Source organism: Anaerobacillus sp. QJM3NY_17 (assembly GCF_056173665.1).
On the sequence record NZ_CM149685.1, the window covers coordinates 4,076,536 to 4,101,216 of the forward strand.

24 protein-coding genes and 1 riboswitch are annotated in these 24,681 nt (G+C 41.5%); of the genes, 4 read left to right on the top strand and 20 right to left on the bottom strand.

Annotated elements, in window-relative coordinates:
- Positions 1-66: 66 nt before the first annotated feature.
- The 4 genes from AC0VYV_RS20780 to AC0VYV_RS20795 all read right to left on the bottom strand — a co-directional run bounded on the left by AC0VYV_RS20780 (position 67) and on the right by AC0VYV_RS20795 (position 7,364).
- Positions 67-5,580 (bottom strand): alpha amylase N-terminal ig-like domain-containing protein, encoded by a 5,514-nt coding sequence (locus AC0VYV_RS20780; protein ID WP_475374247.1) that lies wholly within the window; start codon positions 5,578-5,580, stop codon positions 67-69.
- 179 nt (positions 5,581-5,759) lie between these two features.
- Positions 5,760-6,146 (bottom strand): SMU1112c/YaeR family gloxylase I-like metalloprotein, encoded by a 387-nt coding sequence (gloA2, locus tag AC0VYV_RS20785; RefSeq protein WP_475374248.1) that lies wholly within the window; start codon positions 6,144-6,146, stop codon positions 5,760-5,762.
- Between the two features lie 71 nt (positions 6,147-6,217).
- Positions 6,218-6,985 (bottom strand): SDR family oxidoreductase, encoded by a 768-nt coding sequence (locus AC0VYV_RS20790; protein WP_475374249.1) that lies wholly within the window; start codon positions 6,983-6,985, stop codon positions 6,218-6,220.
- Positions 6,986-7,070: 85 nt separating this feature from the next.
- On the bottom strand, positions 7,071-7,364 hold the full coding sequence (locus AC0VYV_RS20795; RefSeq protein WP_430245764.1) for a hypothetical protein: 294 nt from the start codon (positions 7,362-7,364) through the stop codon (positions 7,071-7,073).
- Positions 7,365-7,577: 213 nt separating this feature from the next.
- Positions 7,578-7,678: riboswitch (cyclic di-GMP riboswitch) on the top strand.
- 22 nt (positions 7,679-7,700) lie between these two features.
- Between AC0VYV_RS20795 and AC0VYV_RS20800 the strand changes: the two genes are divergently transcribed.
- On the top strand, positions 7,701-7,820 hold the full coding sequence (locus AC0VYV_RS20800; protein ID WP_194218417.1) for an anti-repressor SinI family protein: 120 nt from the start codon (positions 7,701-7,703) through the stop codon (positions 7,818-7,820).
- A 113-nt stretch (positions 7,821-7,933) separates the two neighbouring features.
- On the top strand, positions 7,934-8,269 hold the full coding sequence (locus tag AC0VYV_RS20805; protein WP_194218416.1) for a helix-turn-helix domain-containing protein: 336 nt from the start codon (positions 7,934-7,936) through the stop codon (positions 8,267-8,269).
- A 194-nt stretch (positions 8,270-8,463) separates the two neighbouring features.
- Here the strand turns inward: AC0VYV_RS20805 and AC0VYV_RS20810 are convergent, their stop codons facing one another.
- Genes AC0VYV_RS20810 through AC0VYV_RS20820 form a run of 3 tightly spaced genes read right to left on the bottom strand, consistent with a single transcriptional unit; the run spans position 8,464 to position 9,028 of the window.
- Positions 8,464-8,601, bottom strand: coding sequence for a DUF5658 family protein (locus tag AC0VYV_RS20810; RefSeq protein WP_475367532.1), 138 nt, complete (start codon positions 8,599-8,601; stop codon positions 8,464-8,466).
- Between the two features lie 28 nt (positions 8,602-8,629).
- A complete protein-coding gene (locus AC0VYV_RS20815) occupies positions 8,630-8,893 on the bottom strand; it encodes a hypothetical protein (protein ID WP_475374250.1) in 264 nt (87 codons plus the stop codon).
- 12 nt (positions 8,894-8,905) lie between these two features.
- Positions 8,906-9,028, bottom strand: coding sequence for an anti-repressor SinI family protein (locus AC0VYV_RS20820; RefSeq protein WP_226615716.1), 123 nt, complete (start codon positions 9,026-9,028; stop codon positions 8,906-8,908).
- A 312-nt stretch (positions 9,029-9,340) separates the two neighbouring features.
- On the opposite strand from AC0VYV_RS20820, the gene AC0VYV_RS20825 reads away from it, so the two are divergent.
- Positions 9,341-9,673, top strand: coding sequence for a helix-turn-helix domain-containing protein (locus tag AC0VYV_RS20825; RefSeq protein WP_475374251.1), 333 nt, complete (start codon positions 9,341-9,343; stop codon positions 9,671-9,673).
- A 71-nt stretch (positions 9,674-9,744) separates the two neighbouring features.
- On the opposite strand, the gene AC0VYV_RS20830 is transcribed toward AC0VYV_RS20825, so the two are convergent.
- The 6 genes from AC0VYV_RS20830 to AC0VYV_RS20855 form a co-directional block, all read right to left on the bottom strand.
- The gene (locus AC0VYV_RS20830) at positions 9,745-9,918 is read right to left on the bottom strand and encodes a hypothetical protein (RefSeq protein WP_475374252.1); all 174 of its coding nucleotides are present in this window, start codon (positions 9,916-9,918) and stop codon (positions 9,745-9,747) included.
- A 221-nt stretch (positions 9,919-10,139) separates the two neighbouring features.
- Positions 10,140-10,562 carry a 3-hydroxyacyl-ACP dehydratase FabZ gene (fabZ, locus tag AC0VYV_RS20835; protein ID WP_194218411.1) on the bottom strand — a complete coding sequence of 141 codons (423 nt, stop codon included), beginning with the start codon at positions 10,560-10,562 and terminating at the stop codon, positions 10,140-10,142.
- 18 nt (positions 10,563-10,580) lie between these two features.
- Positions 10,581-10,865, bottom strand: coding sequence for a DNA-directed RNA polymerase subunit beta (locus tag AC0VYV_RS20840; protein WP_475374253.1), 285 nt, complete (start codon positions 10,863-10,865; stop codon positions 10,581-10,583).
- Positions 10,866-10,901: 36 nt separating this feature from the next.
- Positions 10,902-11,903 (bottom strand): rod shape-determining protein, encoded by a 1,002-nt coding sequence (gene mreB, locus AC0VYV_RS20845; RefSeq protein ID WP_194218409.1) that lies wholly within the window; start codon positions 11,901-11,903, stop codon positions 10,902-10,904.
- A 139-nt stretch (positions 11,904-12,042) separates the two neighbouring features.
- Entirely contained in the window at positions 12,043-12,315 is a 273-nt protein-coding gene (gene spoIIID / locus AC0VYV_RS20850) for a sporulation transcriptional regulator SpoIIID (RefSeq protein WP_048311390.1), read from the bottom strand.
- Between the two features lie 502 nt (positions 12,316-12,817).
- The gene (locus AC0VYV_RS20855) at positions 12,818-13,729 is read right to left on the bottom strand and encodes a M23 family metallopeptidase (RefSeq protein WP_194218408.1); all 912 of its coding nucleotides are present in this window, start codon (positions 13,727-13,729) and stop codon (positions 12,818-12,820) included.
- Between the two features lie 301 nt (positions 13,730-14,030).
- Here AC0VYV_RS20855 and AC0VYV_RS20860 point away from each other — a divergent pair, with 301 nt between their 5' ends.
- Positions 14,031-15,518 carry a glycosyltransferase gene (locus AC0VYV_RS20860; protein WP_475374254.1) on the top strand — a complete coding sequence of 496 codons (1,488 nt, stop codon included), beginning with the start codon at positions 14,031-14,033 and terminating at the stop codon, positions 15,516-15,518.
- 53 nt (positions 15,519-15,571) lie between these two features.
- Here AC0VYV_RS20860 and spoIID read toward each other — a convergent pair whose 3' ends face one another.
- From spoIID to nuoL, 7 genes are all read right to left on the bottom strand, one after another.
- Complete coding sequence (gene spoIID, locus AC0VYV_RS20865; protein WP_430245333.1) at positions 15,572-16,576, bottom strand: stage II sporulation protein D; 1,005 nt, start codon at positions 16,574-16,576, stop codon at positions 15,572-15,574.
- A gap of 184 nt (positions 16,577-16,760) precedes the next feature.
- Positions 16,761-18,089, bottom strand: a complete 1,329-nt coding sequence (murA, locus tag AC0VYV_RS20870; RefSeq protein ID WP_194218405.1) for a UDP-N-acetylglucosamine 1-carboxyvinyltransferase — start codon at positions 18,087-18,089, stop codon at positions 16,761-16,763.
- Positions 18,090-18,118: 29 nt separating this feature from the next.
- A complete protein-coding gene (locus AC0VYV_RS20875; protein ID WP_430245329.1) occupies positions 18,119-18,865 on the bottom strand; it encodes a YwmB family TATA-box binding protein in 747 nt (248 codons plus the stop codon).
- Positions 18,866-19,357: 492 nt separating this feature from the next.
- Positions 19,358-19,591 carry a DUF1146 family protein gene (locus AC0VYV_RS20880; protein ID WP_098445370.1) on the bottom strand — a complete coding sequence of 78 codons (234 nt, stop codon included), beginning with the start codon at positions 19,589-19,591 and terminating at the stop codon, positions 19,358-19,360.
- 205 nt (positions 19,592-19,796) lie between these two features.
- Positions 19,797-21,323 (bottom strand): NADH-quinone oxidoreductase subunit NuoN, encoded by a 1,527-nt coding sequence (gene nuoN / locus AC0VYV_RS20885; protein ID WP_475374255.1) that lies wholly within the window; start codon positions 21,321-21,323, stop codon positions 19,797-19,799.
- A 3-nt stretch (positions 21,324-21,326) separates the two neighbouring features.
- A complete protein-coding gene (locus AC0VYV_RS20890) occupies positions 21,327-22,826 on the bottom strand; it encodes a complex I subunit 4 family protein (protein WP_475374256.1) in 1,500 nt (499 codons plus the stop codon).
- Positions 22,826-24,667, bottom strand: coding sequence for an NADH-quinone oxidoreductase subunit L (nuoL, locus tag AC0VYV_RS20895; RefSeq protein ID WP_475374257.1), 1,842 nt, complete (start codon positions 24,665-24,667; stop codon positions 22,826-22,828). The genes AC0VYV_RS20890 and nuoL overlap by 1 nt, the downstream gene beginning before the upstream one ends.
- Positions 24,668-24,681 lie beyond the last annotated feature (14 nt).

Sequence of the window (24,681 nt, forward strand, 5' to 3'; positions counted from 1 at the left end):
CGGACACTTTTTGGTGTTTTGTCTTTTGATGGGGTCAGGCGCGAGCCTGACCCCATTAAGCATTGCCTACTTCAATCCCTCCACCACATCATCATTAACCGCATTGACTCCACCTAAAATGGTGTACGTATCTGCTTTTAGTTCTTCAATGGCTTCAGCTGTTTCAGACGGCAATTCATCTGGCTTTACTAGAAGCATCGCTGCACCTTGTTTGGCAGCTAGAACGGAACCTGTTAACGCATCAGCAAAGTCCATGCCTGTTGCGATGAACACGTGCTGAGATGGGTTAAGTTCAGTTGCTATTGACGCCGCTGTACCAAAACGATTTTCACCTGCATAGCGCTTCGCATACGGTAGCTTGCTGAACGCTTTCTCACTAACCACTGCTTCACCACCAGCGACGATCGCCTGGTCGACACTGCGAAGGGCTACTTCCGTTGCTTTTGGAACAGTGTCTTGTTTCGTAAATAAAATCGGATAGCCATTTTCTGCTGCGTAAGATGCGGCAGAAAGAGCATCAGGGAAGTTCATCCCACTTGCTACGACAGCTTTATCAGGATTGCCACCAAGACTCGCCTGGATATTAGCAGCTGTTTCGAAACGATCATCTCCGTAAATTCGTTTCACTTTCAAATCGAGTCCTTCTAACTGATAAGCGATAAATTTCGGTACGGCTGATGTCCCACCAAGAATAATCGCTTTCTTCGCACCAAGGCGCTTAATTTCGCTTATGACCGATTTCTCAAGCCCCTTTTCACGCGTTAAAAGAATAGGTGCATCTAATTTATACGCGAGTGGTGCCCCTGCTAGCGCATCTGCAAAGTTATCTCCTCGTGCAATAACAACCGTATCCGCTTCGTCCCATCCTTCTTTTGAGATCTCAACAGCTGTATCATAGCGATTATCTCCAAATATCCTCACTGGTTCCTTCGATTCCGCTTCACCAGCATCAGATGTTACTTTCCACGTATATTTCTTCGTATTCTTTCCAATCGCTCCACTATCGTTATTGAAAATTTTAGATTTATTTTCTTCAGATGGTTCAATTGTAATTGGTATTTCATTTTCACCATTTACTAGCTTTACTTCATGTGTGAACGTCATATCCTCATTCACATTTACTTTCTCACCATTAATCGTTAGGTTTCCTTCTTTGATCGCATTTCCTTTAAAAGTTACCGTATCGCCTTCCACAACGGCACCATTTTCAGGAGAGTTTACGACAACGGGCATATCGATCCAACGGAAAATTTCATCTTGTACAACCATTTTATTACTGCCCTGGTTAGTTACCGTCACTTTAAGATCTGTACCTTCTGCTCCGTAACCATAGAAGCTGACGTCATCATCAGACTTATCATTACGCGTATGGTCGGCAAGTCCTTCCTGATCCCATGACTCCCCTTTTGCATATTTGTACGTTAAGACCGTTCCTTCTGGGAAAGATTTTTGTAGTTCCCAATCCGGTGATACCGCTCCATTACGAGACATTTCCCATGCACTTGTACTCCACCCATTTTGATCACCAGGCATCGTTACTTTTGCGCTAAGCGGTGTATCGTCAGGGGCATGCACTTTAAATGTTACGTCTACCATCACAATATCCGGAGTTACCGTTACTTTATTAGAAGCGGTTTGATTTCCAGCTTTGTCATACGCTACGATGCGATAGGTGTACGCTTTGCCGTTCTCAACAGCGAAGTCGGTGTACGTCACTGCTTCTGCATTATCTAGAAGTTCAACCGTTTGACCATCCCGCTCAACCGCTAATAAGTAAGGGTTGTCTGTTCCTTCAAGTGCCCAGTTTAATGTTACCTGTCCAGATTCCTTTAACGGCTCTTCAAGCTTCACAGCATCTGCAGGGGCCTTCGTATCATCCTCATTTTGAGAGAACGTGACTTCTTCTGTATTCGTTGTTTTCCACGTAGCCCCACGATCAGTTGAAAAAGCTAGTCGGTAAGCGTATGTTCCTTTCTCAATTGGGCGGAATTCCGCTTTAAATCCATTAGCCTCTTCTTCCTGTCCTGTGTAAGTCGCTTTAGACTCTTGCCACTCACCGTCACGCTTCACTTGAAGTTTTCCAATTAATCCTTCTGCAAGACTTGATTCCGTTGCACCATCTATTTTCACACTAGCTTCGATTGCGAAAGTGTTTGATAGATCCAACACTTGATCATCAATGACTGAAACTGAAGAAATTTCGTACTTTCCTTCTTTCCACTCGATGTGCGGAATCGTTGGTTCCTTCGTTTCCACTTTTACCGATTCATTGCCATCCTTATCGATCGCCGTTACGGCAAAAAAGTAAGATTGGCCATTAGTTAATCCAACAACGGTAAGTTCCTTGTCTTCCGTTACACTCACTTCTTCATACATCGCCCCTTGTAGCGTTGAGCGATACACTTTGTATTTCGCTGCATCTCCTGTCCAAGAAAGGGTTGCGCTTCCTTCTCCAGCAGAAATTTTCAAATCGCTAGCCGCTTTTGGTCGCTCAAAATTCTGACCTTCGTCAGCTATTAGCATGCGGCCAGTCATTGCAGGAATCGTTACCGAAACCTTGCCACCCTTCACCGTTACGCTGTCATCTTTCGCGAGTCCATCGGTAAATGATATGTTGTTTTTCACAACTTCCTTCACATTTAGCTCGATCGTTTGCGAATTAGTACCGCGGTTCACTGCAATGATTGCTGCACCGTCATCATTCGTACGAACAAATGCATAGACATCCCCGTCTGCATGCAGGGTTGTGAGCTTCCCGTATGCAAGAAGATCTGCATTTTCAGTACGAACAGCTCCTGCAGCTTGATAGTGCTTTACTAAGTCTGCATTTTCGTCTCCCCACGGATACGTGCGACGATCATCAGGGTCTTTAGAACCTGTTACACCTGCTTCATCACCGGAATAAATCGTTGGGGCACCTGGGTAACCCATTTGCAGAACCGCAGCTAGCTTTAAGCGCTGCACGCCAAGCTCGTGATCGTAATTCGGATCAAATTCAGCTCGTTCATACGTGTCAGTTCCGCCACCAAGTACATAGATTGCACGCGGCGTATCGTGAGATCCCATTAAATTCATGAGCGCATGAAACGCCTCATCAGGGTAATCCTCCTGTACTGCCATCAACTTCTCATCTGTACTTGCTGCATTCCCATTTTTCAAGAAATCAAGAATAGCACCTTCGAAACGATAGTTCATCACGGAATCATATTGATCCCCAAGGAAGTACTTTGATGCGTCATCCCAGATCTCACCTAGAATCAGCGGCTCTTCCCCATCCTTCAGCGTTGCTCCGGCACCGGCCATTTCTTCAGATTTCAATTCATCACGGAACTCACGCCAGAATTCCATATCGACTTCATTTGCGACATCAAGGCGCCATCCGGAAGCCCCATTTGTTAACCATGATTTCGATGCAGAATCTTTGTCATACATAATGTAATCAGAAAATTTCTCATTGTTTAACTCACTATCATAATCAACTGCGTCTCCTTCAACGCTTTTGATTTCAGGAAGAGAATCATATCCCCACCACGCCTGATAGTCGTAGCGTTCCTTCCCATTCTCATCCTTCACTTTTTCATTTTTGATATTAAACCAGTTATGAAAGCCATATTCGTCATTAAACGTTTGGCCTTCTTTTTCAAGCTGTTTTCGTGCTTCTACTTTCGCATCTTTTTCACTCATGTCCTCGTCATTCATTAGGTCATAAATACGAGACCAATATTCATAAGCCCCAACGACATCGTACTTACTATAGCGATCAAAGTAGATGGAGTCATCCCCAACATGATTAAATACGCCATCCATAATCAGGTGCATGTCACGTTTTTCAAGTTCATCGGTAAATGCTTTAAATTCCTCAGGTGTTCCAAACATTGGATCAATCGTTTTCCAATCCGCTGCATCATATTTATGATTTGATGCTGCCTTCGCAATTGGATTTAAATAAAGGGTATTTACACCAAGGGATTGAATATAATCAAGCTTCTTTTGAATGCCTTGGATATCCCCACCAAAGAAATCGTTACTCCATATCTTATCTCCATCATAATCTGCACTGTCCGAAAGCCTTGGATTATCGGGAAGCTCTCCCCACTCCTGGTGCTCAATTGGTTCATGACCACGTGCGGTTTCCTTTGCATCATCGTTTTCTTCATTTCCATTATTAAATCGATCAGGGAAAATTTGATACACAACAGCTTCTTTCATCCAGTCTGGCGTTTCGTATCCTGGGTCGAAGACCGTTAATTGATAAAGTTCAGCATTCGTATCAACTGCTTTTCCAGCCGCTCCTTGCTTCGTATCTTCTCCATACTCCGCTTTTGCTGAACCATCACGCACAATAAATTTATAGCCGTAAAGTCCTTTTTCTTCAGGCGTTACTTTCGCTTCCCAAAAATCTTTCCCATCATTTGTGGCTGCCTTCTCCATTGAGATCAGCTTGCTTGTACCCGTATTTTGATTCTTGATATAGAGGTCGGCTTTCGCTACATCATCTTTCTTTGCTGCTAGACGTAGCGTCACCGTCTTTCCTTCTTTCACAGCACCAAACGGAGCACGATAAGCTTCTTCCCATGAGTTATGTAGAAGACTTGCCTTATTTACTGCACCATCTGACCCTTCAGCACTATAATCTGTGCTTACTTCTTTTGAATCGGCATTGAAAAAGAACGTGACGTCTGCCTTTTCAATGACGTTCAACTTTGCATTCTCTGCAGGATAATCGTCTCCCCATTTATCGCCAAGTACCACTTTATACTCATAATTCCCTTTTGGTACGCTTGTCGTAAAGGAATAGACATTATCAAATTGATCATCAGTCAGAAGCGCTGTTGACTGATCAGGGCTCCACTCTGCTCCTGCATCAATGGCAGGCTGGATCGAGCCAACAAGTCTAGGTGATTTTTCTTCTAGCGGTGTGTAAGTAGTTGAATCTGCAATCGCATGTGTTCCATCATGATAATAAAACGTTACTTTTGTTTTCTCATCCAGCGTTAATTTAAGATTGTTTCCACCATCACCATAGCTCTCTCCCCAAGATTGATTGATCGCTATTTTATATTCATAACTCCCTGCTGGAAGTTCACCAGAGAATTCATAATATCCTCCTCCCACGGCTTCCATCTTTGTTTCCTCAGCTGTTGGATCCCATTCCTTTGAAGCACCGAGCTCGTCCTGCAAATCGCCAACAAGGGTGACAATTCGTTCGTCTGTCACCTCGCCAATCGTAAAGGTACTATTATCGCCACCATTTGGATTTAAAGGATCTTTCATCCATTCATCTCCCACGATAAATTTGTACTGATGAAGTCCATCGGATAGACCATCTATCGTTAACTCCCAGACGTCATCTACCTTCTCGAGTGGAAGTGCCCCTTCCTGCCAATTTGTAAAATCACCTGCAACAAGGACCGATTCTTCGCTCCCTTCTCCTTCATAAATAAACGTAGCTGATGATCCGTCTATGAGAGGACTAACTGCTGCCGCTTTCACTGCTCCAGGAATAGCTCCAGCAAGCAATTGAATCAACAGAACGACGACGAGTGACAGTGAAAATCTCCTTCGATTACCCCTTTTCATCCTTTTCCCCCTTGAAAATACGATTAGTGAAACCGTTTGCACAAAACCGTAAATTTTAGGAAACCGTTTGCAGTTATAAATAAAAAAATAAGCTAACTGTTCCAAATCTAAGCAAACGCTTTCACGATCTATTTTGCCACAGGATTTGGAAGTAATCAACTTATTTTTAGAAAATTTCATTATTTTTCGCACAGCTCGATCGGTAGACCATCCGGATCATTGAAAAAAGTGAACCGCTTCATTGTGAGCTCATCCACTCTTACATCTTCAATAGAAGATACTCCTCTTTCTGTTAGATGATTAACGGCCTTATCAAGGTCTAATACTTCAAAAGCGATATGTCTTAGTCCCTTTGCTTCAGGATAGCTTGGTCTTTCTGGCGCATTCGGGAATGAAAATAATTCAATTCTTGTATGATCTCCGACGGCAAGATCAAGTTTGTATGAATTTCGTTCTTCTCTGTAAGTTTCCTCGATAACCTTAAGACCGAGTGTGTCTACATAGAACTTTTTTGATTTTTCGTAATCTCCGCAAATAATCGCAACATGGTGCACTTTAGTAAACATCTGCTTCACCTCACCCTAAACGATAAGCTGACAAATGAGCGTCGTCAATAAGAAACCCGAGCAGCAAGTCATTATAGCAGCGATTCCGCCCCATCTACATACAACTCTGTCCCTGTTACATGACTGGATGCATCAGAAGTTAGAAAGTAAACGACGTCTGCCACCTGTTGTGACGAACCTGGTTTTTGCTCAAGCGGATGACTTCCTTCAGGATATTCTACTGGAATTTCAATTTCTTCTACACCATCTTTTTTGTCTGTGTTTTGATCAATGTTCGTATCGATTGCCCCAGGGCAAATGGCGTTTACGCGAATGTGATATTGAGCTAGTTCAAGAGCAGCCATTTTCATAAAGGCTACCTGTCCTGCTTTTGAAGTACTATAAGCAGACATACCGAAGTTCGAAAAAGTCCGATTCCCATTTATGGAACTAGTAATAATGATACTCCCTCCATCTTCTTTCATATAAGGGATTGTATGTTTCACCATTAGAAAAGTACTTCTTAAATTTGTCTCAATCGTCTGATCCCACTCATCAACCTTCATTTCTTCAATCGGATTCAGTGTGCCATTAATTCCTGCATTGTTAAACAGAATATCAATGCGTCCCCATTTGTTAACAACTTGCTTCAAACCATATGTAACTCGTTCTTCATCGGCCACATCCACATTAAGGACAAACGCCTCTCCGCCGTTTTTTACGATCGACTCCTTCACTTGTTCTGCTCGACTTTCCTTCAAATCAAATAAGCAAACTCGAACGCCTTCTTTTGCAAAGCGTTTAGCTGCGGCTTCTCCAATGCCAGATCCACCACCTGTTATAACGGCTACCTTCTTCATATTTAGCACTCTCCTTTTTTCTGACTATTCCCGTCCACCTACTTTTTAGACAATTTTATATAAAAAAAGAGACCCGTTAAGGTCCCTATTGCTGGTTTTCAGTTTCATCATTCGGTTGCTTTTCAGTGTCGTCCATGTCCCCTTCATCCATGTTACCATCTTCATCTTTATCGCCTTCTTCTGAACCATCCTTATTCATTGTATCATCGTCTTCCTGATCAATCGTTCCATCGTCTTCGTTAACATTCTCTTCATCTTCTGGTGTATCTTCTTGCATTTCGGGATCTTCTACCGGTCCTTCTTCTTCATTTGCATTCGAACAAGCCGCAATACTCAGGGAAAGAAACATCGTCATCAGTAACATCATCCACTTTTTCATAGAAAAACCTCCATCGTTGTAATAGTCCTATTTTGACCATCTCAAGTGGATGTATGTATTTTCCTAACACCAAATTTAAAAAAAGCTATTTATTTACAAAAAAAGTCATATATTTTTGATATTTTTTACAAATTACAACACATTTCGTAGGTTTAATGGCCTATTATAATAGTAGGATTTTCATAAATATATGATGGATCGTACAAAGTATCCTCCAGAAAAGGGCAACCATTTTTGAAAAAAAGTGGGCGCAAAGTAAACAGATCTAAGGAAGCTTCTTGATAGAAGGCTTCTATGATGGCTGAACTACCTGGAAAGAGTTTAAGGAGGAGTTACATGGGCGTACATACGGAAGAAAATCTGGACGAGGAATGGATTAAATTAATGAAAGAAGCGAAGGAATTGGGCATCAAAATTTCTGAAATCAAAGCGTTTCTCAAAAATGAGGGAATGTAACCTGAACGAAAGCGGCGGAACGGATGCCGCTTTCGTTCTATTTACGGAACAATAACATACTGGTATAATTACATACAATCAAAGAATTTTGTCGAAGCATCGGAGGGATACACGTGATAGGTGAAGAAGTAAAGAAGTATCGTTTACGCAAAGGGTTATCTCTTTCAGAATTAGCGGAACGTGCGAATGTGGCCAAGTCATATCTGAGTTCAATTGAACGAAATATACAATCAAATCCCTCTATCCAATTCCTAGATAAAATATCTAATGTTCTTGATGTTTCGGTAGAGGTACTACTTCAGGGAGATGATCCTATTCATCAGAGTGAGTTAGACTCGGAATGGAAAAAGATCGTTAAAGAAGCAATGGAGTCTGGTATAAGTAAGGACCAGTTCAGGGAGTTTCTGGAGTTTAATAAGTGGCGTGCCAAACAGGGGTCTGATCAATAAATTGTTTTTTTTAAGAGCCGACATCTTCCAGTAGGCTCTTATCTATTTAGTTAACAGGATATATACCCAATAGCCGTGGATACACAATATGAAAGAATATAATGTTGAAGCCACCACGATTAATAAAATCCGTATTAAACCGGATTTAAAGTGATGAAATTTTAAAAGTAAGGCGATCAAAAAAAGAGACAAACCTATTTATACATTAGGATAACAAGTGGATCCATTTGAAATAGCATTCGCATTAATGGATTCACTTCTCCGATCCATCCATTTTGAACTCCACAATATGTGATAAATCCATCAAGAGCGTTAATCCATGCTAAATAAATAACAAAAAACTGCTCCTACGTTTTCCCTTTATTCATAATGAGACGATATATTTTGGTTTTGTATAACCTCCCTAAGTTCATCGTACATTTTCTGTTCATCTCGGATTATTCCTTTGATGTCTTGTTCTTTATTTTCAAGTCCGTGGATTTTCTCTAGAATAAAAGATAAATCGCACTTCCCTTTATATTCGTCATTGATGTAGAGTTTGGCGATCTGTTTATCAACCGCAATGATTTTAATCCTCTTCCCTAAAATATAAGAGACAAAAGTCCCTTCCCCTAATTTGATCACCATCATTCCTCCTTATTTTTTTGAGGAATTGATTAGAAAATCCTTCACTTCCTCCTTAGATAATCCCATTCTTCTTGCAATTGAAATAAGGGTCACCCATTCCTGATCCAATTTTTCGTCAGTATACGTTTTCATTCCCCATCCCCCTTATATAATTCAGCAATAAACGACATTAATAAAGAACGTTTTGTTCTTTATTTAGAATGTACATCTAATATAGTCTTATTTTGGAAGATTAAAAAGACTGAAAATTCTTTATATAAGGCTGTTACCAGCTTATAATCTTCTATATCCTACCAAATACTCTCTCGTTCTTAAATTTTAATTATTTTGTTCAAAGAGACTTTTAGAAAATTAATATAAAAACACGACATTTGTTCTGTTTACAGAACAAATTGTTCTTGATAAAATTAACACAATAAATAATGATAAAGTCGAGGTAAAGGGATGATAGGGGAAAAAATTAAACTTTATCGGAATCGTATGGGACTGTCTTTAACTGAACTCGCTAAACGGGCAGGGGTTGCCAAATCTTATTTAAGTTCGATTGAACGAAATCAACAGGCTAATCCTTCTATTCAATTTCTTGAAAAAATAGCGGCAGAATTAAAGGTTCCTATTGAAGTGTTCATATTAGAAGAAGATCACGAGGAGCCGGCACTCGACACGGAGTGGAAAGAATTAATCGAAGAAGCGATGCGCTCAGGTATTACAAAAAAAGATTTCGCAGACTATTTAGAGTTTAAGAAGTGGCAACTCCATCATGGCAATGATGAATAAAACAACTACTTAAAATCGAATTGCTATTGAAATAAGAAACTCCTGTCCACGAAGGACAGGAGAGAAAGTTCTTATTCAGCAGAGTTCTCAGAGTTTTCGTTAGCCGCTGGCTCTTCGGTGTTGGCTCCATTGTTCATAGAGTTATTGCCGTTCTCAGAATCATTTTCACCGCTGTTACACGCTGTGATTAACATTACAGCTACTAACGAAGTTGCAATTTTGAGCATGAATTTCTTGTTATTCATTTCCAAAATTCCTCCCTGAACTCGATAAGTTTTACCGCTATGGAGCGGTTGAGTAAATCATAGCAGGTAAAAAAGGGTATTTGTTAGAATTTACATAGTCTCTATGATCGTTTAACATTACATCAACATTTGAGTCATCATCGAGCCTCTACTAAAGTGAACTTCACACTCCAAAAAACCCCTATTTCCGTATAAATTACGGAAATAGGGGTTTGCTTGTCCTACTTCAATGCAAACATAATCTCGGCTTCAGCTGCAACTTCGCCGTCCACTGTTGCTGTTGCTTTACCTTTGCCGATCGGTCCTTTGATACGAATGATTTCAACTTCGAGACGAAGCTGATCTCCCGGTTTAACCTGTTTTTTAAAGCGACATTTGTCAATACCAGTAAAGAAAGCTAGCTTGCCTTGATTATCTTCCTTCTTCAGCATCGCGACAGCACCTACCTGAGCAAGTGCTTCAACGATTAACACACCTGGCATAACAGGGTAATCTGGAAAATGTCCATTAAAGAACTCTTCATTCGCTGTTACGTTCTTAATACCAACTGCTCTTACTTCTTCTTCTACTTCAAGAATTCGATCAACGAGCAGAAAAGGGTAACGATGCGGGATAATCTTCTTAATGTCCTGACTATCTAACATAATTCATTCTCCTAACTGTTACTCTTCTTTTTTGACGATATCACTAATCTTTACCCATGTACTCTTCTTAAAGACGTCTGCAGGGCTTCCGTCTCCAATGACACCGTAACCGATCATCGCACCTGCTACAAGTGAAGCGACGAGCAATAGGGCAACGAGAAGAAGGCGTAGCCAGATTGGAATTAACCGGATCCTTGGCTTACGCTCTTTCATTTCTTTATTCTTATTCGTTTTTATGGCCTCTTCATTAGGAAGTTCCTTATGCTCTGAGGTCTGGTTCACCTTTTCATGGTTGTTCGCCATTATGATTACACCCTTACGAATAGTTTCCGTTCTAATTTAGACTAATTTTTTCTTTGCAATTTTGTCAATATGCTCAAGCATGAGGCCTGTCCCTTTTGCAACGCAGCTCATTGGCTCTTCGGCAATGAGTACAGGTACCATTAGCTCTTCAGCGAATAGCTGATCAATACCGTGAAGCAAAGCACCCCCGCCTGTCATGATGACACCACGGTCAATAATATCTGCTGAAAGCTCTGGAGGAGTTCTTTCAAGTACGCTCTTCGCGGCCATTACCATATGTGTAATTGGCTCCTGAAGGGCCTGCTGAATTTCATCAGATTTCACTGTGATCGTGCGTGGAAGTCCTGAAACCATATCTCGTCCACGAATATCAAGTTCTTCTTTCCGGCCGCCTGGAAATACCGTTGCTACGTTAATCTTAATTTGTTCTGCTGTCCGCTCCCCTATGAGAAGCTTATACGTTTTCTTGATGTAATCCAGGATTTCGTAATCGAACTTGTCCCCTGCCATTTTAATGGAAGAGGCGGTGACAATATCGCCCATTGAAAGAACTGCGATATCCGTCGTTCCACCGCCAATGTCCACAACCATATTACCGCTTGGCTGAAATATATCCATGCCAGCGCCAATCGCTGCTACTTTTGGTTCTTCTTCAAGGAAAATTTGTTTTCCACCGCTTTTTTCAGCAGCTTCTTTAATCGCTTTCTTTTCAACAGACGTAATGTTTGTTGGCGTACAAATTAGAATACGCGGTTTAGATAGAAAGCTTTTTACATTAATTTTGTTCAAGAAATGTCTCAGCATAACTTCTGTAATATCGAAGTCTGCAATAACGCCATCTTTCAATGGACGTGTTGCAACGATGTTTCCAGGAGTCCGGCCAACCATTTGTCTTGCTTCTTCACCTACAGCAAGTGCTCTTCCAGTACCAGTGTCTAATGCCACGACAGAAGGTTCATCCAACACTATGCCTCTGCCTTTCACATAAATCAGTACGTTCGCGGTACCTAAATCAATCCCAATATCACGTGAAAACATGACTTATCCTCCCTGTATTCTTTCACTCATCTATTGTCTCAGTCCTAGTATGTTTAAACTACTTATCCATTAGTATATTGTACCACAAATAAAGAACCAGGAAGAAAGTATTTAGAAAAAAATGTCGTTTTTAGGCGTATTATTTGACAGCTTCTTCTTTTTCCGTATCCTTTCTATATTTTATTCTCGTCGCTTCGCCGCCGCGGAGATGGCGTATCGATTTATGATACTCGAGAATCCCCTTCACCTCATTGGCGAGGTCCGGATTAATTTCGGGAAGCCGTTCTGTTAAATCCTTATGAACGGTACTTTTGGACACTCCAAACTCTTTGGCGATCACCCTCACCGTTTTCTTAGTCTCCACGATGTAATTTCCAATCTTGATGGTTCGCTCTTTGATGTAATCGTGCACACCACTCGCCTCCCTAAATTGGATGTGAGAGATGCGAAATGAGACTGATAAAGTGATCATGCTACGAAGCTCTAGTCATCAGGTCGACCTACATGATGTCAGGAGTATTGCATGCAAGAATACTTCGAAGCCTTACCACAACTTCTCACCTCTGCCCCTCATTTACTAAGTTTTGTAACATTTTATTAAGGCAAAGGTGGTTATATACCAAAAAGTCAAGAGGGACAAGGGATTTTATTTAAATTTTCTTATAATGAGCGATTTTTGCCTTTTTTGTATGCTAAATCATTTCCTAAAAGAACCTCTTCTATAGAATTTCTCTTCGCATCTTTGCATGCGATTATTTACTAATTGATTTCTTTAATCCTCAAGATTCAGAGCAATTTCAATGCTTTTTTAAGCAATAAAACTGGAATTAGCATGCTATTTCCCGGGAAAGGTCGAACGATGTCATGTTGAATTGTAAACAAATAAAAAAACCCCGATTGCTCGGGGATTTCTGTTACTCTGAATCCTTTGTATCTGATTTTTGATCATCCGATTTCTGCTCATTGTTATTTTGCTCGTCGGATTTATCCTCGTCAGCACTCTTTGCATCATCTTCGGCGTCTTTCTCAGCATCCATTTCGGATTCTGTACTGTTGTCTTTGTTCTCAACATCAGTACCTTCTGAGGCTGATGGGTTGGAAACTTCATTTCCAGCTTTTTCTGGACCTTCAATTGCTGAAGAAGGTTGATTAAAAACATCAAGTGGGTTAACTGGAGTACCATCTTTACGAACTTCAAAGTGTACGTGTACACCAGCGTCTGTATCAAATGTGTTTGTTCCAGCCTTACCAAGCTTATCGCCTTGCTTCACTTTATCGCCTTCTGCCACTTCAACTGCTTCAAGCGATTCATAGACAGTAACAACCCCATCTGCATGTTCTAAATGAACTACATTTCCTAGCAGCTGGTCGTCTGATACTTTAACAACCTTTCCACTCATAGCAGCTTTAACTTCAAAGCTTGCTCCATCTTCACTAGCGTAGTCAATTCCTGCATTTTGGTAGTAGGTATTATTATAGAAAACAAGGGCTGCTTGTTGTTCTTGCGTGCTAGCTGATGTGTCATAGAATTGTTTCTGCACAAATACACCACTATCTTCGGATGCAGGTACTTTAAAGACTTCTGAATCACCAAGGACTGGAACGGACTCGTCATTAGTGTCAAAGGCACTTCTTTCTTCATCAATTCCGCTTAAATCTTTCGGGCCAGCATTTTCTTGCCCACCTTGCATCCAAAGAACGGCTGCAAGAACAATTGCTGCAAAACCAAGATAGACTGCCGGATAGATCCAGCGTTTCCTTGCTAGCTTCTGCCATTTAGAAGCGCTTTTTTCAACAGGATGAGATCGTTGTTTTTCGTCTCCCATTTGTTCATCACCTCAGCAACATTGTGGTCAGGTTGCGAGATTTATATACATGTTCCTAAAAAAATGTCTATTTATTTTTTGATAAGGGGGATGTTTTTATTCATGAATTCGGTTTTCCCAGTATTTACTTACGATTTTAGGCGTATTTTTCTATATATGCCATTATTTCTTGTTTTATATTTTGTTATCTGTTTGTAAGAATGATTACTTGAATATGAGGGTATATAACCTTTAACAACACTTTTGGCACTAAAATCCGTTTTGATTTATTCAAGACGAGAATGAAGGGGATTACTCTATTATGAATTACGTCATTACATCAACACTGCCCGAGCAATTTGGAGGCAGAACAAAGTCCCTCCTCGATCGTACTAAGAAATTAGTAGAACAGGCTGACCTAAACTATACCATTATTACAACAAATTATAATCCTTACTATGGGGACATATATGAGCAATATTATAGTGAAAACAAAGTACCGCGTTCGGTGAAAATGATGAACATCTACGACTATCTTGCCGATCGTTCTTATTCTGGTGATAGAGTCGAACAACCACTTGAGGAAGAAGGACTTACGTATCGTGAAATTAAAAAGAATAAAGCCTATCGCTATTTTGAAAACGGCGAATACGTTCTTTATAAGAGTTACGATTCGGAAGATGGATCACTTAAATTCATTGATTTTATGGATCCTTATAATCGCAAACGTGCGTGTCGAAAGGAATTTAATAAACGAGGAAAATGCCATCGGAAGATCAATTACAAACAAGGGACGACAAATAAGCTTGAAGAAATCTATTATGATGATCGCGGACATGCTTATGTTAACCAAACATACAATGGGACGAGTGACAACAAGATTATCCGTATCCATCATTTCACTGAAAAAGGCATCCTTGAATTTAAAACAGAAAAAGATTTCTTCCGCTATTGCCTGGAGCAGATGATTGAGGATTCTTCTACCATTATCAATGACGCTCGTCTTCTTGATAAACCTATGTGTGAGCTGAAAGGTAACGATCTTACGAAAATCGCAATTCTTCATAATACACACTTACAAAGTGAAGATATCAATGATATCAAATCATCTTATCAATATATTATCGACCATGCAGATGAAGTTGATCATATCGTCGCGTTAACCCAAGAGCAAAAAAACGATCTCTCTCATTTAATTTTTAACAATGAAAAGATTTGCATTATCCCGCATTCTATCGCGCCATCAACCTTAAATCTGAAGGGAGAGCGTGAAAATAAATTTGTTTTCATCGGTCGCTTAACTGATGTGAAGCAACCTGACCATTTAATCGAAGCCTTCCAATTGGCTAGAGAACAGCTGTCTACTTTCACTCTTGATATATATGGTGAAGGCCCGATGAAAGAAAAGCTCGAAGAAAAAATCAAAGAATATCAGCTTGAAAAGCACATTTTCTTAAAAGGGCTAACAGATGACCCAGAAAGCGTATTTGCTACTGCAAAAGCATCTTTCCTGCCAAGTCAGTACGAAGGGTTTGGACTCGTTATCATGGAAAGCCTAAACAATGGTTGCCCAGTTGTAGCTTATGATATTAAATACGGACCAAGAGATTTAATAAAAGACCAGGAAAACGGACTTATGGTTGAAAAAAATAATATTGAGGCTTTGTCTGAAGCAATGGTACAAGTTAAGGATAAATTATTTGGCAAGATCGAAGTAGATAAGGAGTACCGTGAGCCAGCTTTCGTAAAAAATTGGACAACACTTATCGGAAAACAAGAGAAAAAATTTAAGTTACCCTTCTTCAAATAATAGCTATTCACAAAACTTACCCAAAGATAAAAGGCCGCATTAAATGCGGCCTTTTATCTTTGGGCTGTAAAATTCGTCACGTATTTTTCCATTTCACTAATGGCAACACCTTGATAATAATATTTAACGATATCAGAGTAAGCACTGCCGTCCTCAGCCATTCCATTAGCTCCATATTGACTCATGCCTACGCCGTGCCCAAATCCTTTCGTGGAAACAGTAATCGTATCGCCGCTCCGGTCCCATGTGAAGTCAGAAGAACGAAGGCCAAGAAGGTCCCTGACTTCTCTTCCTGTAAACTGCTTCCCATTTATTGAAACTTCCGCAACTCTTTTACCTTCCGTCAAGTTTTTGATCGTTCCAATCGATTGGTCATTAGTGAGCGTGACTCCTAACTTCTTTTCGAAGTCGGCTACTGTAAACGTCGCTTTGTCTTCATACTTTGGAGAATCAACGTCCCAAGGACTTTCGACACTTCTTAAGTACGGAGCTTTATTTTCCCAATAATCTTCCGAATTCTCGGTATAGCCGTTGCTTGTTGAGAAAAAGGAAGCATAAATCGGATTCCCATCATACGTTAAAATTTGCCCTGCCGTGGCTTGAACTGCTTCTTCTATTCTTGCATATTTCTCTTCAAAGTCTTTGCCCCATGCTTTCTTAAGCTCGGCTTCATCTCTATATACCTGATCCTGAACCGTATCCGTTACAACCGCTTGATCGGGAAGGTCCGCAGGAGGGTTTGTGAGCTTTGTTACGACAAATGTTCTCGCTGTGAGAGCTTGAGCCTTTAAAGCTTCCATATTGAAATCTGTAGGCATCTCAGCAGCAACAACGCCTTTTACATAATCTTCGATCGGTATGCTCGTCGTCACAGTCTTTGCTGAACGATAGACCGGAACTTCCACTTCCACCACTTCTGCCACCTTCTTCTCAGCCATCTGATTTCCTTCACTTACTGGTTGCTTCATCTCCGTTGTTCCAAAAGGTAAAACCAGGATAGATGGAAGAAGGATTAGAATCGCTGCAAATAGAATAAGTGAACCTACCATTCGCTTCATCCGCATGCCTCCTTCTCGATTGTTTACCCCTATCATCGTATGGAGTTGGACAACCATTTAGAACAGAAATGCTAGCAGCCAAAACGTTTTTTCCCAATAATCTGTCAGTCATTAAATATAGTATTTATTTTGGTTGCATACAAAAAAGGAGGCCAGTGGCCTCCTTTTTTTCTTTATTATTAGATTATGCAAATTTTGGTTTCATGTTAACTGATTGCTCTTCAGTTGATTCTGTTGCAGGCTTTGCATCTTCATCAACTGTTACGCGTTCAACGTCAGCTCCAAGACTTGCAAGCTTTCCGGAGAAGTTCACGTAACCGCGATCCAAGTGCTTAAGCTCATCAACGCGAGTGTAGCCATCAGCTACAAGGCCAGCAAGAATCAAAGCAGCTCCAGCACGCAAATCAGTAGCGGATACTTCTGCACCTTGAAGTGTAGAAGGCCCTTCGATAATAGCAGCGCGTCCTTCAATCTTAATGTTACCATTCATGCGGCGGAATTCTTCCACGTGCATGAACCGATTTTCAAATACTGTTTCAGTAATCACACTTGTACCCTTCGCTTGAAGTAGCAACGCCATCATCTGGGATTGCATATCCGTCGGGAATCCAGGGTGAGGCATTGTTTTCAAATCAACAGGCTTGAGCGTTTCAGGTCCAACAATACGAAGTCCCTGACCTTCTTCTGTAATTTCTACGCCCATTTCTTCCATTTTCGCAATAAGTGGACGAAGATGTTCAGATACAGCATTCTCGATCAGAACGTTACCACCAGTAATTGCAGCAGCTACCATGAATGTTCCTGCTTCAATACGGTCTGGAATGACAGCATGCTCTGCTCCAACTAGTTTCTCTACGCCTTCAATGCGGATTGTAGCAGTACCTGCACCGCGAACTTTCGCACCCATAGCGTTCAAATAATTTGCAAGACAAACGATCTCAGGCTCTTGAGCAACGTTTTCCATTACTGTTGTACCTTCAGCAAGTACAGCAGCCATCATAATGTTCTCAGTGGCGCCTACACTTGGGAAATCAAGATAAATCTTTGCTCCTTGAAGTCTTCCTTTGATGCCTGCTTCAATAAAGCCGTTACCAATCGTAACTTCTGCACCCATCGCTTCAAACCCTTTAAGGTGTTGATCAATTGGTCTTGAACCAATTGCGCAACCCCCAGGTAGTGCAATACGAGCATGACCCACACGGGCCAAAAGTGGTCCCATTACAAGAAACGAAGCTCGCATTTTACGAACTGCTTCAAATGGTGCCTCTGTTTCCAAAGGTTTTGTTGCGTCTACTTTAATCGTGTTGCCTTCTATTTGCGTCTCAACATTAAGATAGCTTAATACTTCACTTATCGTGTGTACATCTGAAAGGGCAGGCACATCTTTTAACGTGCTCGTGCCTTCTCCTGCTAAAATAGATGCTGTGATGACGGGCAAGACTGCATTTTTAGCTCCTTCAACTTTCACAGAGCCAGACAATCTCCTGCCACCTCGGACGATGATTTTTTCCAACGTATTCCCCTCCGCGTCCTATTTGTATATTAATATTCAGTCGTAATTATTGGTGTGCCAATTGTTGCGGTTATTCCGCCGCCTATTCCTGTATTGCGTAATGCTATTTGTATGTTCATTCTCTTGTTGTTCGTTACAAGATCTTCTTCCCACTCTTCATGGTATGCGGAAAGAGATACAAACGTCTCTTCATTGATTTCTTCTACTTTTGAAGCGGAAAAAGCTCCTAACAGCTTGTCTGCTTCATTGTACAAAACAATGTTCATTGTATCATTTTTCTCGCCTACAAAACAAGTGAAAACTGGTGATTCTTGCGGATATAATTGTGTCTTTTGTGCCTTAAAACGTTCGTACGTTGTTCGCCATTCCTCCTGAGAAAATCCTGTTATTTCCATTTTGTAAATAAGATAAGAGCTAATGCGATTGTTTTCTGGATAAGACACGAGTGTCAGTGTTTCTTTCGTACCTAGCTTAGAATCAATTCTTGTCCCACTTACTTTTACATTTCCATCGTTTTTTACCAGATCACCCCATGAAAAACCGGGTGCTCTTTCTGTAAGCTTAGACGTAATACCTTTGTACCCTAAGGACTCCTTGATGAAACTCACTTTTTCTCGTGTGTAAAGAGACCAGCCCTCAATTGAATAATTGTGGGTTAATAAAACATTCGCCATTTCGGTTACTTTTACTTCCGTGTCATCTTCAATTGAGACCGATGTACCATTTGAAAAACTCGCTAAAAGTAAAATAGATAATACTCCGATTAGAAGCTTCATCTTAACCCTCTCCCCGTTCAGGTCTTCTTATCTTTCAGTGTGACCACGAGGAGGGAGTGCATACATGGAAGTTGTAGTCAGTTCCCGACAAATTCCGTACGAAGCTTCTGTATGTTAACGCTGGTGTGTTTGTTTAGCTGCTGCGCCCACAGTCCCTTAAGTCGCTTTGGGCTTTCAGATTGAACGCATGTGTTCATGCTGAATGGTTCCAGCGCTTGTCGGGTTGAAACGGGCGCATTCGCTTTTCATTGTCTAGCTACAACCCCCAGTCCCTCGATCGCTTCACCATTTAGATTGAACACAAAGACCGTGTTCATTCTAAATGGCTCCAGCGCTTGTCGGGCCTAAACGGGGGTTTTCGCTTTTCTTTGTCTAGCTACAACCCCCAGTCCCTCGATCGCTTCACCATTCAGAATGAACACAAAGAACGTGTTCATTCTGAATGGTTCCAGCGCTTGTCGGGCCTAAACGGGGGTTTTCGCTTTTCATTTTTCAAAAGAAATATTGTAGACGGAGTGACCAGTTGTAGTAATCTAGGAAGAAACTGCTTGCGAGGGAGCCGATGCTTAGGGTTAGTAAAATCATGAGGACTTTCGCCTGTGGACTGTTCGGCTTTTTAAAGAATACATCGAACCGAACGGTTTGTAGCGCCCACCAGGTGATCATAATGAAAACCAGGTTAATGACAATCGTTAAAATCGATTGTTGCGCCAGTGCTTCTGTCATCTTCTCTACCCCCCATCTGCAAGTGCACCATTCGACAAACGTACATTTTTCCATCTAAGAGCCTATTATAAAAGATTTCCACTCAAATGAATACCCTACTTTCCCACTATAAAAGGGATTATTTCAATTCAAAATAAGTCATTTTCGTCATAATCTGGTAGGAATGCACTCATTCATGAAAAAAACAGCAGAATGATCTGCTGTTCTAAGGATTAAAAATCTCTAGAAATTGAAAATGATCATGTATAAAGGATAACGCAATGGAAGGGAAAACCCCAAGCAAAACGGTTCCAGCTGCCGTTATGGCTAGCACGGTGACGATGCCATTTGATGCCAAAACCGGCCTTTTTGTTTGGGAAGGTCGAAAGTACATTTGAATAAACAGCCCAAAATAATAAACATAGGAAAGCACTGTGCCCGCTAGCATAGCCACCACTAAAAAATATCGCTTCGGTTCGGTACCAAGAGCACTCATGAAAATCTCAAACTTACCGATGAAACCAGCTGTGAGCGGGATACCAGCGAGAGATAGAAGATAGATCGTCATAGCAATGGTTACATACGGCGCTCGCTGAAATAGTCCTGCAAACGAAGCCACCGTGACCTCCTCGTCATTTTCCGCCAAGGCATGGATGACAGCGAAAGCCCCCAGATTCATCAACAGATAAGCGGCGAGATAAAACCACACAGCATCAAAGACTAACTCAGAAAGAGCGGCAAACGGTACGAGAAGATACCCTGCGTGCGCAATGCTGGAATAAGCCAAAAGTCGTTTTGCGTTCAGCTGTCTGAGTGCCATCACATTTCCTATAAGAATCGTTAGAACAGCTAATAGAACAAGATAAGGTCGAACCGATACAAGTAGCGTTTCATAGCTGATTCCCTCTGGCGTAATCACTTTTCCTGTACCAGGTGCAAAGACAAACGGTACCATTAGCAGTCTAAGTGTGATTGCAAATCCAGCTATTTTAGAAACAACACTAAGATAAGCTGTAATCGGTGTTTCGGCTCCCTGGTATACATCTGGTGCCCACATATGAAACGGAGCAGCCGTAATTTTAAAGGCTAGACCAACGAATATCATGAGAAAAGCAAAAACGGCAAGATAACGATTTTCCGTTACTACTTCGCTTCCCATTAGCGCTTGAATTTCATATATATTCGTTTCTCCAGTAAGTCCAAATAAATAGCTCATCCCAAACAGCGTGATCGCAGTCGCTATACCGCCATTAACGACATATTTAAACGCCGCTGCATTTGCGAGCTTATCTTTCTTTCGAATTCCCACTAGAACATATGAAGATAAGCTTAATAATTCTAGACCTACAAAAAGCGTAATCAGATCTGCACTCGAAGCCATCATCATACCACCTAGTAAACCCGTTAGAAGAAGGTAGTGGTACTCACCTTTCACTTCGCTTAGATCATTCGTTTTCAAGCCTAGAAGCATAACGAAACCAGTTCCAATTAGCATAAGAAGCTTAAACGCTTTCGCAAAAGAATCCAGTCGGTAAGTTTGATTTAGAATCGTGACAACTCCATTATCAAACTGAAAAATAAGAAAGACAATGGCCAGTGCGATGCCGACGATTGCGAGCCAAACGAGAATAGACCTATCTCGCTTTTTATCCATAAAGAGATCGATCAACGAGAGTGCAACTGCTGTTACTAGTATAGTGAATTCCGGCATCATACTGCTCCATTGGTACGCTAGCAACGTATCGATATCCATTCGTTAACCTCCGATCCCGAGTGTACGAGCGATTTGAAGTGTGTTAGATAACACTGCAGGATAGACACCAATCCAAATAATCATACTGAGTAGAATAGCTGATGGAACAAGCTCAACGGCAGATAGATCTCTTTCCTTATCAAACGTTGGGCGTCTTTCACCAAAGGTAACCGCAAGAACGGCGCGAAGCATATAAACCGCTGTTAAAATGAGACCAATTACGCCAATGCTTCCGATTACAGGCATCGTTTCAAATAAGCCTAAAAAAGCTAGAAATTCACTGATGAAACCGCTCATTCCAGGTAATCCAAGTGATGCCAGCCCGGCTGCCAGGAAAAAACCTGCAAAAAGGGGCGTCTGACTTGCAATACCACCTAATTCTCCAAGTTTTGTCGTGTGAAAACGGTCGATCAGTACACCAACAAGCAGGAACAGCAGCGCTGCAATAAGACCATGAGAAATTGTTTGGAACACTGCCCCTTGAAGACCCGCGGTATTAAATGAAGCAACGCCCAGAATGACGATTCCCATATGCGAAATCGAGGAATAGGCTAGAATAGCGCGAAGTTCTGTTTGAACTAGGGCAATAAAAGCACCATACAGCAAATTAATGACGCCAAGAATAGCTAGAAGAACTGCCGTTTCTTTTAGCTGCTCTGGAAAGAATCCCGCTCCGAAACGTATGAGCCCATATGCGCCTATTTTAAGTAATACACCGGCGTGAATCATCACAATGGCGATTGGAGCCTCCACGTGTACTCGTACCATCCACGTATGTAGCGGTACGATTGGAAGCTTTGTACCAAATGCCAGTAACAGCAGGGCAAACAGCCACATTCTAGTGTTTCCAGATAAAATTTCATAGGACTCTGTCTCTTGTAAGAGCGAGGTTAGCTCACTAATATTCGTCGTTCTCGTCTCAACAAAGAGAACGATAATGGCAATCAACAATAGGATCGAGCCTATCCCGTTGTAAACTAAGAAAGAGAAGGCTGCTTTTTCCCGCTCATATCCGCCCCATTTCCCTACAAGTAGAAACATCGCAACAAGAGTCATTTCAAAGAATAAGAAAAACAAAAACAAGTTTTCGCTTGAAAAAACGCCGAGAATGCCAAGTTCCAGTATCAAAAACAGGATATAAAAGCCTTTCACACCTTCTTGAATGCGAAGGGCTGCAAGTGAGGCGAGAAACGTAATCAATGAAGATAGCATTAGAAAAAGAAGCGATAGCCCTGTCACCCCAAGGTCATAAGTCACTGGGTAAGGCTCGTTGGGACTAATCGCGGTCATTAACTCAAACCATTGATGTGTTTCCGCAAATTGAACGCCTGATAATGTTCGATCGTATAAGCTAAATACAAAAATCGTTAACGTTAGTGGTAGCACTGTGCCAAGAATACCAACTGTTTTGATTGATTGATGCTGTGAGGGCATCATAGCAAGAACGATGACACCAAGTAGTGGGGAGAAAATCAAGATCGTTAGCAAGTAAGACTCATCCATTAGAAATACCCCCCAAATACTGCAATTAATAGGAGCACGACCACTAAACCAGAGAATGCTACGGTGCCGTATGTTTGAACTTGACCGGATTGAATTCTTGCTCCTACTTTTCCTAAGTGCTTTACAATTCCCGTTATGCCTTGAGCGCCTCCTTCAATAATAAAGCGATCAAAATACAACCAGAAATAACCGATCACGCGGGTTCCTTTTATAAAGGTAGCTTCGTATATTTCGTCGATATAATATTGATGCGTTAACAGCTTATGCACTTCGCTCCCTCCAACTGGAGCCATGCCTTTTCTTACATACATGAACCAGGCGAGTCCAATTCCTGCAATGGCTAACAAACTCGCACTGACCGGAATCCACGAGGGTGCTGAATGATGATTGGCTAATATCGGATACGGGCTCGTTTCTAGCCAGTCACCAAGAAACGAACCGAACCACGTTGTCTGAATATACCCTGCAACAATAGCCAAAGCCGAAAGGACAATCATTGGAATCAACATCACCCGAGAAGACTCTTTCGCTTCACTCGAACCTGTGCCAGAAAAGACGAGGAAGTAAAGGCGAAACATATAAAACGCTGTCAGAAAAGCGGTTACTAAAGCAATCGCAAATAAAATGTAGCGCCCATCCGCATAAGTCGAGACAAGTATCTCATCCTTACTAAAAAAACCTGCAAATAGCGGAAACCCAGAAATGGATAAGCAACCTATTAAGAAGAGAACTGCTGTGATAGGCAGTTTTTTTCGAAGTCCCCCCATTTTATGGATGTTTTGTTCATGGACCGCATGGATCACACTTCCTGCAGCAAGAAAGAGTAAGGCTTTAAAGAACGCATGAGTTGTCAGGTGGAAAATTCCTGCTGTGTAGCCCGCTGCACCTAGGGCAAGCATCATATACCCTAGTTGACTAATGGTTGAGTAGGCAAGTATGCGTTTAATGTCTTTCTGGACAAGGGCGATTGTCGCTGCAAAAATGGCGGTGAATCCACCTGTTATGGCAACGGTTGTCATAGCCGTTTCTGTACTTGCGAAGAGTGGATACATGGCAGCAACTAGATAAACACCCGCAGCAACCATTGTCGCTGCATGGATTAGAGCCGAGACTGGAGTTGGACCTTCCATCGCATCAGGAAGCCATGTGTGGAGCGGGAACTGACCAGATTTCCCTATCGCCCCTACGAAAATAAGGATCGCTATGAGCGTGACCATTGAAGGGGCAATATCACCTGCCTGAGCCGCTTCAAAAATGACATCGAGTTCAAAGCTTCCTGTTTGCCAAAAGAGAAGAAAAATCGCAACAAGCAGACCAATATCTCCAATCCTTGTGACGATAAAAGCTTTTTTTGCAGCTGCCTTTGCTTCTGGTTTATAGAAATAAAAACCTACTAGTAGAAAGGAACAAACACCAACAAGCTCCCAGAAAACATAAAGTTGAAGAAGGTTTGGTGAGAGAACGAGAGCCGTCATTGCAAAAGTGAACAGACCAAGATAACTAAAGAACGTTGCATAGCGCTCGTCATTCGCCATATAACCGATCGAATACATATGTACGAGAAAGCTGACAAGCGTGACGATCACGAGCATCAAAGCATTTAGCGGATTCACTTCAAGGCCCACCGTAATCACCACTAAATCGATGGAGAGCCAGTTGTGTTCTACGAGATAGTTCCCTTGAACGAAATGACTGTAAAGCACGAGAAGGGAACAAATAAAGGCAGCACCAGCGAGAACGGTGCCCACAACGCCGGCTTTTCGATAAAGAATCGGCCTAGTGAATAGAATGATGAGAAACGATAGAAGCGGCAACATTGGTATAAGCCAGACATAGTCCACTTTTATACCCCCTT

Excerpts from the sequence above, each read along its gene's own strand:
- spoIID (WP_430245333.1), bottom strand. The coding sequence starts at position 16,576 with ATGAAGCGAATGGTAGGTTCACTTATTCTATTTGCAGCGATTCTAATC.
- AC0VYV_RS20840 (WP_475374253.1), bottom strand. The coding sequence starts at position 10,865 with ATGGCGAACAACCATGAAAAGGTGAACCAGACCTCAGAGCATAAGGAA.
- AC0VYV_RS20890 (WP_475374256.1), bottom strand. The coding sequence starts at position 22,826 with ATGGATGAGTCTTACTTGCTAACGATCTTGATTTTCTCCCCACTACTT.
- AC0VYV_RS20830 (WP_475374252.1), bottom strand. The coding sequence starts at position 9,918 with ATGAATAACAAGAAATTCATGCTCAAAATTGCAACTTCGTTAGTAGCT.
- AC0VYV_RS20800 (WP_194218417.1), top strand. The coding sequence starts at position 7,701 with ATGGGCGTACATACGGAAGAAAATCTGGACGAGGAATGGATTAAATTA.
- gloA2 (WP_475374248.1), bottom strand. The coding sequence starts at position 6,146 with ATGTTTACTAAAGTGCACCATGTTGCGATTATTTGCGGAGATTACGAA.
- AC0VYV_RS20820 (WP_226615716.1), bottom strand. The coding sequence starts at position 9,028 with ATGAAAACGTATACTGACGAAAAATTGGATCAGGAATGGGTGACCCTT.
- AC0VYV_RS20790 (WP_475374249.1), bottom strand. The coding sequence starts at position 6,985 with ATGAAGAAGGTAGCCGTTATAACAGGTGGTGGATCTGGCATTGGAGAA.
- fabZ (WP_194218411.1), bottom strand. The coding sequence starts at position 10,562 with ATGTTAGATAGTCAGGACATTAAGAAGATTATCCCGCATCGTTACCCT.
- mreB (WP_194218409.1), bottom strand. The coding sequence starts at position 11,903 with ATGTTTTCACGTGATATTGGGATTGATTTAGGTACCGCGAACGTACTG.
- nuoN (WP_475374255.1), bottom strand. The coding sequence starts at position 21,323 with ATGGATATCGATACGTTGCTAGCGTACCAATGGAGCAGTATGATGCCG.
- AC0VYV_RS20825 (WP_475374251.1), top strand. The coding sequence starts at position 9,341 with ATGATAGGGGAAAAAATTAAACTTTATCGGAATCGTATGGGACTGTCT.
- AC0VYV_RS20795 (WP_430245764.1), bottom strand. The coding sequence starts at position 7,364 with ATGAAAAAGTGGATGATGTTACTGATGACGATGTTTCTTTCCCTGAGT.
- AC0VYV_RS20860 (WP_475374254.1), top strand. The coding sequence starts at position 14,031 with ATGAATTACGTCATTACATCAACACTGCCCGAGCAATTTGGAGGCAGA.
- AC0VYV_RS20875 (WP_430245329.1), bottom strand. The coding sequence starts at position 18,865 with ATGAAGCTTCTAATCGGAGTATTATCTATTTTACTTTTAGCGAGTTTT.
- AC0VYV_RS20855 (WP_194218408.1), bottom strand. The coding sequence starts at position 13,729 with ATGGGAGACGAAAAACAACGATCTCATCCTGTTGAAAAAAGCGCTTCT.
- AC0VYV_RS20780 (WP_475374247.1), bottom strand. The coding sequence starts at position 5,580 with ATGAAAAGGGGTAATCGAAGGAGATTTTCACTGTCACTCGTCGTCGTT.
- AC0VYV_RS20880 (WP_098445370.1), bottom strand. The coding sequence starts at position 19,591 with ATGACAGAAGCACTGGCGCAACAATCGATTTTAACGATTGTCATTAAC.